The sequence below is a fragment of the Halorussus amylolyticus genome, from assembly GCF_004143485.2.
GTDB classification, from domain to species: Archaea; Halobacteriota; Halobacteria; order Halobacteriales; family Haladaptataceae; genus Halorussus; species Halorussus amylolyticus.
Map to the genome: position 1 here is coordinate 250137 of NZ_ML974133.1, position 13416 is coordinate 263552.

A 13416-nucleotide genomic window follows, 5' to 3' on the forward strand; every position below is an offset into this window, starting at 1 on the left:
GAGTTCGATTCGAGAGTAGCGACTACTCGTGGGCGAAGTACGCGACCGACTCCTCGCCCGCTTCGTGATGGTCCACTCGCACGAAGCCGACGCGCTCGAACTGGACCATCTCGTCCGCGTCGGTGTCGGCGAAGCCGGGTTCGGCGTGGCCCTCCTCGTCGCCGTGAATCGTCCGGAGTCGGGTCGGCACCGCGCCGTCGGTCGGGACCCAGTGAACCACGTCCACGCCCTCCTCGCGGACCGCGGCGATGTCGTCGCCGGTGTAGCGCAGTCCGTCGTCGCCCATTCGGAAACAGCCCAGGCCCTTGAGCCAGATTCGGTCGTCTTCGGCGGGAACGTCGCCCTCTTCGAGAAGGACCGCGTCACCGACCGGGATGTCGCGGGTGCCCCGGTCCTCGTGGTCGGGGTGGACCGGCGGGTGGGCGGCGTCGGGCGCGTCGTCCGATATCGGGACCTCGACGCCGTCGCGCACGAAGAAGTAGCGGGCGGCATCGTCGTCTATCAGCTCGCGGTTCTTCGCGTAGACCGTACTCATCGCCAAATCGACGTTGCTCGTGGAGGTGCCGAGTTCGACCATCGAGTCGGTGAGCGCCGACCCCCGGATGCCCCGGCGCTCGACGCTCAGTAGCGTCGGCGCGCGCGGGTCGTCCCAACCGTCGAGTTCGCCGTCGTCGATTAGCTGTTTGATGGTCGAGGTGGACATCTTCACGTCGTACTCGTCCACTTGCACGTGGCCCCAGTGGATGACCTCGGGATACTCCCAGTCGAAGTAGTCGTAGACGAACCGCTGGCGCTTCGCGGAGTCTTGGAGGTCGATACCCCGGATGATGTGAGTGACGCCCGTTAGGTGGTCGTCTACGCCAGACTGGAAGTCGAGCATCGGCCAGCACCGATAGTCGGCGGCCTCCTCGCGCGGGTGGGGCGTGTCGATGATTCGGAACGCCACCCAGTCCCGGAGCGCGGGATTCTTGTGCTCGATGTCGGTCTTCACCCGGAGGACCATCTCGCCCGAGTCGTACTCGCCGTCTATCATCGCTTCGAACTCCGAACGAGTGGTCTCGGCGTCCTTCTCGCGGTGGGGACACGCCTTCCCGTCGTTCTTCAGGTCGGAGAACTCCCCGGCGGGACACGAGCAGGTGTAGGCCCCGCCCTTCTCGATGAGGTCGCGCGCGTGGTCGTAGTAGATTTCGAGGCGGTCGCTCGCTCGATAGACTTCCGCGGGTTCGAATCCGAGGTACTCGATTTCGTCGAGGATTTCGTCGTACACCCACGGAATCGGGCGCTTGGTCTCGGGGTCGGTGTCGTCGAACCGGACGATGAACTCGCCGTCGTACTCCTCGGCGTAGGTGCCGATGACCGCGGGCATTCGTGCGTGGCCGACGTGCCACGGGCCGTTGGGGTTGGGCGCACACCGCATCCGAATCTCGTCGTACTCGTCTGCGTTCGGAAGGTCGGGCAGGACCCGGTCGTCGCCCTCGTCGTCGCTCTCTAACTCCTCGACCCACTCGGGGTCGAGTTCGACCAGACGCTCCCTGCGCTCGTCGGGCGCGAGGTCGTTGACTCGCGAGATGACCGGCGCGATGACGCCGGGAATCTCGTCGCCGTGCTGGCGGAACTCGGGGTTCTCGCCCATCAGCGGTCCCATTATCGCGCCAACGTCGGCCTCGCTGTCGTGTTTGACCGCGTTCGCGAGCGCGTGAATCTCTGCTTCCGTCTCGATTCGGTCGCGAAGTTCGTCGTCCATTGGCGGGCAATTGGAGCGTCCGGGGGAAAACTGAACCGGATTCGTATCGACGTGTAAACGAATCGACCGGGACGTTTAGGTGAATCCGCATTCATCGGTTCAAAGCGTGTGACTCTCGACTCGCCCCGGAACGCGGTCCGCGTCCTCTACGTCGATAGCGACCCGCCGCCGGACGAACTGCCCGACGAACGCCTGAACGTCACTGCGGCCTCCAGCGCCGCGGCCGCGCGCGACCACCTCGCGGACGCGAGCGGCGTCGATTGCGTGGTCAGCGAGTACGACTTGCCCGAATCCGACGGCATCACGCTCCTCGAAACCGTCCGCGACGACTACCCGAATCTGCCGTTCGTCGTGTTCACCGGGTCGGGAAGCGAATCGGTGGCGAGCGAAGCGGTCGGAAAAGGGGCCTCCGACTACCTTCCGAAGTCCGCCGGACTCGACTCGCTCCGCGACCGGGTGCGGCGGGCGGTCGCCACGAACAGCGTCGAGTCCGACTCGGGGCTGACCGGCGACCGAATGCGCGAACTCACGAACGCGTTCCCCGACGTGGCGTTCATTATCGACGAGACCGGGCGGTATCTCGAAGTCCTCTCGGGACCCCGAACGGCGAATCTCAAAACCGTCGAGCAGGAGCGACTCGTGGGTCGAACGCTCCACGACGCGTTCGAGACCTCGAAGGCAGACCGATTTCTCGACCTCATCGAAACCACGCTCGAAACCGGGTCGGTCGAGACGCTGGAGTACCGGGTCGAGACCGACGCCGGCACCCGGTGGTTCGAGAGTCGAACCGCGCCGCTCGGAACCGACATCGACGACCGAGGAGCCGTCGTCTGGGTCGCCCGTGACGTGACCGACCGCCTGACGAACGAGCGACGGTTGGCCGCCCGGAGCGACGAACTCGAAACGCTGACCCGAATCAACGGCCTGATAAATCGCATCTTCCAGTCGCTCGTCGAGTCGGCGTCCCGCGAGGAGATAGAGCGGACCGTCTGCGAGGGACTGGCAAACTCGGAGTTCTACCAGTTCGCGTGGATAGGCGGGCCGTGGGTCAAAGACGAGCGGATGACTCCGGGCGTCATCTCGGGGGCCGACCCCGAAGCGGTCGAGCGCCTCGTGGAGGCCACGAGCGCCCGTCCGAATTCGGAGAACTCCTTCGCCGACGTCGTGACCGAAGGCGAGTCGGTCGTCGTGCGCGACGTGCCCGAATCGCCGCAACTCTCGGAGGCCGAGCGCGAGCAGATGCTCGAGCTCGGCATGCCGTCGGCGGTCCTCGTCCCGCTGAGTTACGGCAACACCAACTACGGCGTTCTCGGCATCAGCGGCGCGTGTACCGACACGTTCGGCGACCGGGAGCTGACCGCGCTCGAAACGCTCGGCGTCGTCGTCGCGTTCGCAATCAACGCGGTCAAAAACCGAAATCTGCTCTTCTCGGACACTGCGGTCGAACTGGAGCTTCGGGTCCCGCAGTCGAAATCGGTGTTCGGCCAACTGTCGGCGACGCTCGGATGTGAGTGTACGCTCGAAGGGTTCGTACCGATTGCCGACGACCGCCTTCTCGAATACGTCACGGTCGAGGGGGACGCCTCGACCGTCGGCGACCTGCTGACCGACGCCCCGAGAGTCGAGGAGCATCGCATCGTCAGCGAGGGCGAGGCGTGTCTGGTCGAGGTCGTCCTCTCGGAGTCGGGCGTGGCAGAGCTTATCAAGGCCGGGACGATGGTGAAGTCGGCGACCGCGAACGGCGGGACGGTACGACTCGCGGCCGAAGCGCCGTCCGACGTGGGCGTGCGGTCGGTCATCGACAGCTTTCGGCTGGCGTATCCGGACTCCGAACTGGTGAGCAAACAGGAGGTGAACCACCCGGTCCGTACCGCCAGGGAGTTCCGCCAGACGCTGACCGAGAAACTGACCGACAAACAGCGAACCGCGCTCAAGGCGGCCTACTTCGCGGGCTACTACGACTACCCTCGCGGGAGCACCGCCGAGGAGATAGCCGACTCGCTCGACATCTCCTCGCCGACCCTCCACCAGCACCTCCGGGCGGCCCAGGGCAAACTGGTCGGAACGTTCCTCGATTGATTAGGCGGCTGATATTGGGCGTTTGACACCCTCTCCCGACCGTACCTAACTATTGAGGCATGGGTTTGTTCCCTCCGCTGGTAAAAACAACCGTTGGAGGTCACCCGCCATGAGTAACGATTCACTCCGTCCGAAGACGAACGAGGGCGAACACGTCCTCCAGCGTGGTCGCGCAGTCAGAACGCTCTCGTTCGACACGATGTTCGACCTCCTCGCGGCGGACCTGCGTCGGTACGCCCTCTACGCGTTAGTGGGAGCCGACGACGGGTTCGCGGAAGTCGAGGCGCTCGCCGACGACGTCGCGATGTGGGAGGCCCGCGCGGACGACGTGACTATCACCGAGTCCCGCCGAACGGAGATTGCGGACGAACTCCGCCACAAACACCTCCCACGTATGGCCGACGCCGACCTCGTGGACTACGACTCGCGGAGCGACGTGGTCCGCTACTGGCGACAGCCGACGCTCGAGGAGTATCTCGAACACACACACTTCAAAGAATTTGCAGGCGAGTAGTCTCTCGCCCCCGTTGACGTTTTTCGGTCTCCATCCGTTTCCGCCGACGAGCGCGTTCACGCGCTCGTCGGCAGAATTCCGATTCGGTAGTCGCGACTGAGTCGGTAGCCGTGCCCGACTCAGTAGTCGCGCTCGACGAGGTAGTCCGCGATGCCTTCGAGCAGGTCTCGGGCGTCGTTCTCGGGCAGCACTTCGAGTCGGTCCTTTCCGCGCTCGACCAACTCTCGGGCCTTCTCGCTGGCGTAGTCGATGCTCCCGGCGTCTTCGAGCGCCGCGACCGCCTCCTCGATTTCGGCCTCGGTGACGGCTTCCACGCTGTCGGTGGCGACGAGCGAATCCACGTCCACGCCCTGCTCGCGGGCGTGGAGCGTGATGATGGTCCGCTTGTTCTCCACGAGGTCGCTCCCGCGCTGTTTGCCGAGTTTCTCGCTCGGGACCGTCAGGTCGAGCACGTCGTCCTGAATCTGGAACGCCCGGCCGACGTCGATGCCGTACCGGTAGAGCTGCTCGACGGTCTCGTCGTCCGCGCCGAGCAGGATGGCTGGCATCGACGCCGCCGCGGCGTACAACACCGCTGTCTTGTCCTCTATCATCGTGAGGTACTCCTCGGGGAGCACGTCGGGGCGCTCCTCGAACTCGATGTCGCGGGCCTGGCCCTCACAGATGTCGGTGCACGTCGTCGCCAGCACGTCCATCGCGCCGACGACGCGGTCGGCGGGAGCGTCGGCGTTCAGCAGGATTTCGAACGCCTTGGAGTAGAGCGTGTCGCCCGCCAGAATCGCGGTCTCGGTGTCGTACGCCCGGTGGACCGCGGGAACGCCCCGCCGGAGGTCGTCGTCGTCCATGATGTCGTCGTGGATGAGCGTGAACGACTGGATGACCTCGATGCTGACCGCGGCGCTCATCACGTCCACCGCGTTCCCGTCGAGGTCTGGGAACGCGCGATACGCCGCCGCGTCGGAGTCCGCGTCCGCGAGCGCCTCGGCGACCAGCAACAGCACGGTCGGACGCAGACGCTTGCCGCCCGCGTCGAGCAGGTAGCGAGCCGCTTCGTAGAGGCGTTCGGGTTCCTCGACGGGGAGGTCTTCGACGATGGCGTCGTTGACCAGTTCGCGACGCTGTTCGACCGCCCCTAACACCTGCTCCTCTAGCGTCTCGGCGCTCGCGTCTGTCATATTATTCGACGAGTTGGATGATATTCCCGTTGCTCGTCACGTGAACGTCTCGACCCAGCTTGTACCCCTGACTCTCGCAGAGATTGACGTAGGGCGAGAAGCCGGGCATGTCCTGGTGGGCCGGGATGACGTGCTGGGGCTGGAGCGCGTCGAGCATCGTGTAGTGGCCCTCCTCGCGGAGGTGGCCCGAAACGTGAACGTCGTCGTAGATGCGCGCGCCCTGCATCTTGAGAAGGCGCTCGGACTGGTAGCGCTGGCCCTCGTTCGTCGGCTCCGGAATCACGCGGGCCGAGAAGATGACCTTGTCACCGTCCTCGAGGTCGTAGGGCGTCTCGCCCCGACCCATCCGGGTCAGCATCGCGCGCGGTTCGCCCTGGTGGCCCGTGACGATGGGGAGGTAGTTCTCCTTGCCCTCCTTCATAATTCGCTTGAAGGTGCGGTCCACCGACTTCCGGTGGCCGAACATCCCCATGTCCTCGGGGAAATCCACGAAGTTCAGGCGCTCTGCGGTGCCCGAGTACTTCTCCATCGACCGACCGAGCAGCACCGGTTCGCGGCCGATGTCCTTCGCGAACTCGACGAGGCTCTTGACGCGGGCGATGTGGCTGGAGAACGTCGTCGCCACGATGCCGCCGTCGTAGTCCTCGACCGAGGTCATCACGTCCTGAAGGTGGCGGCGCGCCACCGACTCGCTCGGGGTGCGTCCCTTCCGGCCCGCGTTGGTGCAGTCTTCGATATAGCAGAGAACGCCCTCACCCTCGCGGCCGATTTCGCGGAACCGCTTCATGTCGATGGGGTCGCCGATGACCGGCGTGTGGTCCATCCGCTTGTCGAGACCGTAGACGACTGCGCCCTCGGGCGTGTGGAGGACGGGGTTGATGGCGTCGATGATGGAGTGAGTCACGTTGACGAACTCCATCTCGACCTGCCCGGAGTCGCCGATTGTCATCTTCTCGCCGGGGTCCATCTTGACGAGGTCGTTCTCGACGCCGAACTTCTGCTCGCTCTGAATCTCCTGTTTCACCAGTTCGATGGTGAACGGCGTGGCGACGATTGGCGCGTTGTACCGGTGTGCGAGCTTCGAGATGGCCCCGATGTGGTCGAGGTGGCCGTGCGTGGGCACGATGGCCTGCACGTCGCCTTCGAGGTCCGACATCACGCGGTCGTCCGGAATCGCACCCATGTCGATGAGGTCGAGGCTGTGAAGCTTCTCGGTCTCCACGTTGTCGTGGAGCAACACCTTCGAGAGGTTCAGTCCCATGTCGAAGATGACCACGTCGTCGCCCGCTCGAACCGCAGTACACTGTCGTCCGACTTCTTCGTAACCGCCGATGGTTGCAATTTCGATTTCCATAGTTTCACCTGTTGTACGCAAAGCCACGTCGCGTCTTCGTCGCGAAGCCACGCGGCGCGGCGTCCGTACGTACCGAAATCCACTCGCGGCGACGGGGTCCCGGCCCCGGCGTCTTACAGCCGTCGGTGGGACCGCGCGGTGGCGAGGCCACGAACCCGCGATTCTCGGTCTATGACGGGGTTACGCGTCCCGGTAATAAAAACTGCCGGGATTCGGCGAGTCGTCGGAGAACGCTGACGAAGAGAATCGTCAGGAGAACGGAAACGAGCTGGGCGTCGGTGTAACGGCGTCAGTCTCGAACCGGGGAGTACGCCCCGGTGATGTTCCACTCGTGGATACAGAACGTGTCGCCGATGGACTCGTCCGCAGCAATCGTCCAGTTTACTTTCGCGTCGTCCCACGCCTCCTCTCGGCCGCACCGGTGACACTCTCGTTTCTTCGGCGGATCTAGCGTCGTCATTGCATGCTATGTGGGAACAAGGATACTTAAATTAGACCCCTGCATCAGCATTTGCCACCACCCAGTTCGGAGACGTGTGTCGCCGCCGAGAGGTCGAACGATTCGCGGAGGCCCGGACGTATTTCACGGTCGGCGTGGAAACCGGTCGCATGCGCAGACGCACGCTTCTGCGCTCGGCCGCGGGGGCCGCGACGATGGGGGTCGGCGGGTACGCAGGCGCGAGCAGGGTCCGCGGCGAGCAAGAGACCGGGACCGACGGCGAACAGACCACGACTGATGGCGAAACGATAGCAGAGGGGGAGACGACGACCGCCGAAACCGACGGCGTCTCGATTTCGTCTCCAGCGTTCGAGAACGGCGGGACGATTCCGACCGAGTACACCTGCGACGGCGAGAATCTGTCGCCGCCGCTCCGAATCGAGTCGGTGCCCGAGGAAGCCGAGTCGCTCGCTCTGGTGATGGACGACCCCGACGCGCCGAGTCCGCCGTTCGTCCACTGGCTCCTGTGGGACGTTCCCGTCGATGCGGGCGAGATTCCGGAGAACGTTTCGCCGGGCGAGACCGTCGATGCGCTCGACGGCGCGGCGCAGGGCGCGAACGGCACCGGGGAACTCGGCTACGTCGGGCCGTGTCCGCCCGAAAACGACCCGCAACACACCTACCTGTTCACGCTCTACGCGCTGGAGGAGTCGCCGGGCTTAGACCCCGGCGCGGAGTACGAGGAGGTCCTCGAGGCCGTGATTCCGCGAGCAATCGACCGCGACCAGTACGTCGGCCAGTACGAGCGCGCCGACCAGTAAATCACACACTCGGTCCGAAGCGGACCGCGCGCGGTCCGCTTCGGACCGAAAACTCCGAGACGAAAACCACGGACCGAAAATCGCGGACCGATAGACCGAAGTTCGCGGCCGTCGCGGGTGAAATTATGACCGTGAAACTGGTCGATTTGCTCGTCCGAAAGGAGGGCCTGACGCACGAGGAGTTCGTCGAGCGCTGGCAGGGCGACCACGCCGACCTCGCCGAGCAGTTGCCCGGCCTCCAGAAGTACGTCACGTCGGTCCCGAAAGACCACGAGAAGGCGGGCTACGACGGCCTGCTCGAACTCTACTTCGAGGACACCGCCGCCATCGGCGCGGCGTTCGACTCCGAGGTGGGCCAAGAAGTTCAGGCCGACGCCGCCGAGTTCGTGGACATGGACGCCGGACCGACGCTCGTTGTGGACGAGACGGTTCAGTTGGACGACTTCGACGAATAGCGCCCGAACGCTTTTGCTCGGAAACGCCGACAGTACTCGCGTCATGGGGGACCGAAACGACGCGAATCCGACGGAGAACTCGGCAAATCGCACGAAAACCGGCGGCACGCGCCGCACATTTCTCCGTGCGATGGGTGCGGCAACCGCGCTCACCGGAACTGGGGCCATTGCTGGCGCACAGGAGACGACGACCGAGGAGGAAACGACCGCGACCGACGACGGGGAGACGACCACCGCTTCCGACGCGACGCCTATCGTTCTTGGCGCGCGAACATCCGGCTGGTACGGCCTCGCTCCGGCGAGCCTCGAGGGCGAGCAGAACCCGACGCTCGCACTTCGGGCGGGTGAACCGTACCGACTCGTCTGGATAAATCTCGACGGCGAAGAACACGAGTGGCATCTCGAAGACGAGGCCGGAAACGTCGGCGACCGAACCGAATCGGCTCGACAGGTCGGGGCCACCCGCGAAGTCGTCTTCGAGGCGAGCGAGCAGACGACGGCGTATCGGTGCGAGTTCCATCCCGAACAGATGGTCGGCACGGTCGAACTCGGCGGGGGATTTGAAACGACCGCCGAATCCGAGGAAACGACGGCCGACGGCGAAACTGCGACGGATGAAGAAACCACCGAGGACGGCGAGACGACCGCCTCGGGCGGAGGCGTCACCGAAGTCGCGGTCGGCCCGGAGGGGCAGTACCTGCGCTTCGTACCCGAAGAGGTCGAAATTTCGGTCGGCGACACGGTTCGCTGGACGGCCGAGAGCGAGGGCCACAACGTGAGCGCCAAACCCGAGGCGTCGAGCAAGGTCGAACTCCCCGACGGCGCAGAGCCGTTCGCCACCTACGAGGGGTCGCGGTCGTTCATGGTGATGGAAGTCGGCGAGACCTACGAACACACGTTCACGACGCCTGGCACGTACGTCTACGTCTGTGTTCCGCATGCAGGCCAAGGTATGGTCGGGACGGTGGTCGTCACTGAGTAACTTCTCTCAGTTACGCGTCGAATAGTTTGAAGAACGGCGCGTTCGATTAAACGTCGTTCAGTTTGCACGTCAGCCGGACGCTTATACGGGTTGCTGGCGGTACACATGGTGTATGTCTGGGGGCCAGGGGGAAGACGACACGGGAGAACAGACGCGGCGACAGCAGTATCTCGACCGGCGGCGGTTTCTGATGGCGAGCGGCGCGCTCGCCGGAGTCGGGGTGCTTTCGAGCAACGTCGGGGGACAGGACGACGAAACGACGACGGAGGGCGGAGGAGAAACCACGACGGCCGGAGACGACGAACCGAGTCTCCAAGAGCAGTATCCGGGGCTTCGGATCCTCTCGGAGGACCCACAGAACGCCGAGGCCGCCGCGCGGGCGACCTACGAGAGCTACATCACGCCGCGGGAGGAACACTACATCCGAAACCACTACGCGACGCCCGACATCGACGAGAGCGAGTGGACCGTTTCGCTCACCGGCATGGTCGATGAGGAAGTCGAACTATCGATGGAGGAGATACGACACGGCTACTCGACCGAGAGCGTCACCCACACCATGCAGTGTTCGGGCAACGGTCGGGCGTACTTCGACCCGCAGGTCGGCGGCAATCAGTGGACGTTCGGCGCTGTCGGCAACACCGTGTGGACCGGCACGCCCATCAGCGAGATTTTGGAGGAGTACGGCGCGAACACCGAATCGAATATGTGGCTGTCGGTCATGGGGGGCGAGGCCCCGGAGGGCGAGGACATCTTCACGCGTTCTATCCCGATGGAGAAGGTGATGGACGACTGCCTGCTGGCCTACGAGATGAACGGCCAACCCATGACCGGCGACCACGGATTCCCGGTCCGACTCCTCGTCCCGGGGTGGTTCGGCAACAACAACGTCAAGTGGGTCGACCGAATGCACGTCATGGACATGATGGTGTACGGCGAGGAGTGGGAGGAAGGAGACCAACAGTTGTACACTCACTGGCAGCAGTACTCCTACCGGCTCACGCCCATCGACGAGGAAACCGAGCAGTTCGAAACTATCGACGTGTTCGACATCGAAGACCAGATGGCATCCGACGAGATTCGCCACCCGTACATCTACGACCAAATCGTGAAGTCGATAATCGGCTATCCGGGCGAAGAAGCGACCGTCACGCCCGGTCCGGGCGGCACCGTCGAAGTTCTCGGAGTTGCGTGGGCGGGCGACGACGACGTGGAGGCGGTCGAAGTATCGACCGACGGAGGCGAAAGCTGGGAGGAGGCGGAGTTCTTCGGCCCGGTCGAGAATCCCTACTCGTGGCGGCAGTTCCGGTACGCCTGGAACGCCGACCCCGGCGAGTACACCGTCTACTCGCGGGCGACCGACAGCGAGGGTCGGACTCAGCCCGCGACCATCTCGGACCCCGACGAGCAACTGGTCGAGATTACCGACGACCAGTTCCCGTGGAATCAGGGCGGCTACTGTGCGACGGCGTACGAACCCCACGGCGTGACCGTCACGGTCGCGGCCGACGAGCAAGCGACCGAGGAGGGAACTGAAACGACTGCTGAAGAAGAGACTGAAACGACTGCTGAGGAGGGAACCGAAACGACGGAGTCCGAAACGACCGAAACCGCGACGGTGGTCGAAGAGACGACAACCACGTAGGCGTTCGACCGCGCCGATTTTTCACTCGTCGTCGAAACTATCGAGTAGTTTCACCGTTAGCTCGACTGGGACGCCAGCGAGTTCGTGATTGAAGTCTATCGTGACCGTCTCGTCGCCGGTCTGAGTCACCCATCCGGTTTCGCCGGTTTCAGCGCGAACGAGTTCTCCGACTTCGGCGGCCGAATCGCTCCGTTCTTCGAGCGGTTCGCGCGGACGCTCGACGATTCGGTCGTCGTCGTACTCGCCGAAGGCGTCGACCGGGTCGAGTCGAACCGTTCGCTCCTCGCCCACCGTCATCTCCCGAACCGCGTCTTCCAACCCCGAGAGGACGTTGCCGTCGCCGACTCGAAACTTGAGCGGCTTGTAGTCGCGGTGGTCGTGATAAATTCCCTCTTCGAGCGCCACATCCACGTCGGTCGTATCGAAAACCTCCCCCGCGTCCTCACCCTCCGCGATACGTCCCGTAAAGTGGACGACCGCTATCTCCCCTTCGGAAGCCATACGATACCAATCGACGCCCTCGGCCTTGAGTTCGGGGGGTGGGACGGGGCCGACCCTATACTTATTTACCCCGCCAGAATTTAGGTTAGCCTAAAATGGTCGGCGGCACGCTCCGAGAACTGCGCCAGCGAATCGTGGAGTACAGCACGGAGACCGGACGTTACTTCGTCAGTTGCGCTCGAACCGGCGAGCGACCCGTCCCGGTCGCGGGACAACGATTCCCCGACCGGGAGGGGGCGGCCGAGGCCGCGCGGGCCGCGGCCGCCTACCGGGCCGAACTCCGGCAGTACGACCCGCAACTCCCCTGTTACGACCTCGTGGTCTCCGAAGACCCCGGTCGCGGGGGGGGGGGGGGGGGGGGGGGGGGGGGGGCGGCCCCGGGGCGAGGGGGGGGGGCCGCGCCCCCCCCCCATCGCCCGGTGCACGACCCGGGGGTCCCGGCACCCCCGGGTCGCGCGGCGTCGTCCTCCGAGTCGGAGGACGACGCCGCGATTGACCGGGGTGACGCCGAGACTACCGGCGACGGCGGAACTATCGCCGACGGCAGAACCACCGGCGACACCGGAACTACCCTCGACTTCTGTCACGACGTGGCGGCCGCGACGTTCGAGTCGCTGTCGGAACTCGGTCACAGGGACGCAGAGCGCGGGACGATGGACGCCTACCTCCACTCGGCCGAGGCGATACCCGACCCCGACGACCTCTGTCTCGTCCTCCTCTCGACGATGGCGACCGAACTCGACGCCCGACTGTCGCCCGACCAGCAGGCCGAGGTCCTCGAAGGCGCGGCCGACAGGCTCGGGATTCGCGAACGCGCGAACGACCCGGTGACCGCGACGCTCGCGCGGTTCGACGGTCTCTCGTTGGTGGGCGACTACGCAGTCACGCCTCGGAGCGAATCCGGTGCGAGTCGGTCGTGGCGAGTCACGCTCGACGGTTACGCCTTCGACCGGTCGGGCGGTCGCCTGCCGACGCTTCCGCTCGCGGTCGAACTCCTCCGTCACCTCCCGGACCGAACGCTCGCGGTCACGGACGTTCGAACCGTCGGCGACCGGTCGTGGCAGTGCGTCGTCACCGCCGGTGCCGACAGGGCGGCGGGAGTCGCGAACGCGGTTCCGACGACGGATTAGGTGTCGAAATCCGGCAGGTCGTCGGGGGCCTCGTACTCGGCCTCCCAGTCGATGTAGTCGGTCTCCAGCACGTCGCAGACGATTTGGCCGAGTTCGGTCATCGCGGCGTTGATGCCCGAAACCGTGTTCCACGAGTCGAGGTCCTCGTGGTACTCCTTGACCTTCCAGTCCTCGGAGATACCGGGGGCGTGATACCCCACGCGGTCGGCGAAATCGTCCCAGAAAAAGTCGAACTCCTGAATCAGGCCGAGGTCGCGGACGATGGCGTACTCGTCGGCTTCGAGGTCGGTGTGTTCGGTCCACTCGCCGAACGCCTGGCCCCACGCGCCCTCGCGCAGGAACGTCTCTAATTCGGACCGGCGGTAGTCGGTGTCGCCGCGAATCTCAACGTCGTCGTACTCCTGCATATCCGTTTCGTCTCCGAGTTCCGGCGGGTCCGGAACCGACACGTCGAGTCCCATGCCCGCCGGTACGCACGGGACGCCGATAAGCGTTCCCGATGTGGTAGTCCGGATATAGTAGCCCGCTCGGCCGCCTGCGCTCGCGCTCCGGCGCGAGCGCAGGCGAGTCAGCCGTC

At 64.9% G+C, this 13416-nt stretch carries 13 protein-coding genes; 7 read left to right on the forward strand and 6 right to left on the reverse strand.

Annotated elements, in window-relative coordinates:
• Positions 1 to 22: 22 nt before the first annotated feature.
• A complete protein-coding gene (locus tag EKH81_RS10275) occupies positions 23 to 1744 on the reverse strand; it encodes a glutamate--tRNA ligase (protein ID WP_132058449.1) in 1722 nt (573 codons plus the stop codon).
• Between the two features lie 108 nt (positions 1745 to 1852).
• Between EKH81_RS10275 and EKH81_RS10280 the strand changes: the two genes are divergently transcribed.
• Together EKH81_RS10280 and EKH81_RS10285 are read left to right on the forward strand one after the other, a co-directional pair.
• Positions 1853 to 3823, forward strand: a complete 1971-nt coding sequence (locus EKH81_RS10280) for a bacterio-opsin activator domain-containing protein (RefSeq protein WP_132058450.1) — start codon at positions 1853 to 1855, stop codon at positions 3821 to 3823.
• Positions 3824 to 3932: 109 nt separating this feature from the next.
• Positions 3933 to 4337: a DUF7344 domain-containing protein gene (locus tag EKH81_RS10285; RefSeq protein ID WP_202935110.1), complete on the forward strand. Its 405-nt coding sequence runs from the start codon at positions 3933 to 3935 to the stop codon at positions 4335 to 4337.
• Between the two features lie 119 nt (positions 4338 to 4456).
• Here EKH81_RS10285 and idsA3 read toward each other — a convergent pair whose 3' ends face one another.
• The 3 genes from idsA3 to EKH81_RS19345 all read right to left on the reverse strand — a co-directional run bounded on the left by idsA3 (position 4457) and on the right by EKH81_RS19345 (position 7326).
• Complete coding sequence (gene idsA3, locus EKH81_RS10290; RefSeq protein WP_132058451.1) at positions 4457 to 5512, reverse strand: geranylfarnesyl diphosphate synthase; 1056 nt, start codon at positions 5510 to 5512, stop codon at positions 4457 to 4459.
• A gap of 1 nt (position 5513) precedes the next feature.
• Positions 5514 to 6866, reverse strand: coding sequence for a ribonuclease J (locus tag EKH81_RS10295; RefSeq protein ID WP_132058452.1), 1353 nt, complete (start codon positions 6864 to 6866; stop codon positions 5514 to 5516).
• 289 nt (positions 6867 to 7155) lie between these two features.
• Positions 7156 to 7326, reverse strand: a complete 171-nt coding sequence (locus EKH81_RS19345; RefSeq protein ID WP_202935111.1) for an HEWD family protein — start codon at positions 7324 to 7326, stop codon at positions 7156 to 7158.
• 149 nt (positions 7327 to 7475) lie between these two features.
• Here EKH81_RS19345 and EKH81_RS10300 point away from each other — a divergent pair, with 149 nt between their 5' ends.
• From EKH81_RS10300 to EKH81_RS10315, 4 genes are all read left to right on the forward strand, one after another.
• Positions 7476 to 8126, forward strand: a complete 651-nt coding sequence (locus tag EKH81_RS10300) for a YbhB/YbcL family Raf kinase inhibitor-like protein (RefSeq protein WP_202935112.1) — start codon at positions 7476 to 7478, stop codon at positions 8124 to 8126.
• A gap of 125 nt (positions 8127 to 8251) precedes the next feature.
• A complete protein-coding gene (locus EKH81_RS10305; protein ID WP_132058453.1) occupies positions 8252 to 8581 on the forward strand; it encodes an EthD family reductase in 330 nt (109 codons plus the stop codon).
• A gap of 130 nt (positions 8582 to 8711) precedes the next feature.
• Complete coding sequence (locus tag EKH81_RS19570) at positions 8712 to 9563, forward strand: plastocyanin/azurin family copper-binding protein (RefSeq protein WP_238392163.1); 852 nt, start codon at positions 8712 to 8714, stop codon at positions 9561 to 9563.
• A gap of 112 nt (positions 9564 to 9675) precedes the next feature.
• Positions 9676 to 11208, forward strand: coding sequence for a sulfite oxidase (locus EKH81_RS10315; RefSeq protein WP_132058454.1), 1533 nt, complete (start codon positions 9676 to 9678; stop codon positions 11206 to 11208).
• A gap of 21 nt (positions 11209 to 11229) precedes the next feature.
• On the opposite strand, the gene EKH81_RS10320 is transcribed toward EKH81_RS10315, so the two are convergent.
• Positions 11230 to 11709, reverse strand: a complete 480-nt coding sequence (locus EKH81_RS10320) for an FKBP-type peptidyl-prolyl cis-trans isomerase (RefSeq protein ID WP_132058455.1) — start codon at positions 11707 to 11709, stop codon at positions 11230 to 11232.
• Between the two features lie 95 nt (positions 11710 to 11804).
• Between EKH81_RS10320 and EKH81_RS10325 the strand changes: the two genes are divergently transcribed.
• A complete protein-coding gene (locus EKH81_RS10325; protein ID WP_162224594.1) occupies positions 11805 to 12839 on the forward strand; it encodes a DUF7551 domain-containing protein in 1035 nt (344 codons plus the stop codon).
• Here the strand turns inward: EKH81_RS10325 and EKH81_RS10330 are convergent.
• The gene (locus EKH81_RS10330; protein ID WP_132058457.1) at positions 12836 to 13300 is read right to left on the reverse strand and encodes a DUF7992 family protein; all 465 of its coding nucleotides are present in this window, start codon (positions 13298 to 13300) and stop codon (positions 12836 to 12838) included. The genes EKH81_RS10325 and EKH81_RS10330 overlap by 4 nt on opposite strands.
• Between the last annotated feature and the right edge of the window lie 116 nt (positions 13301 to 13416).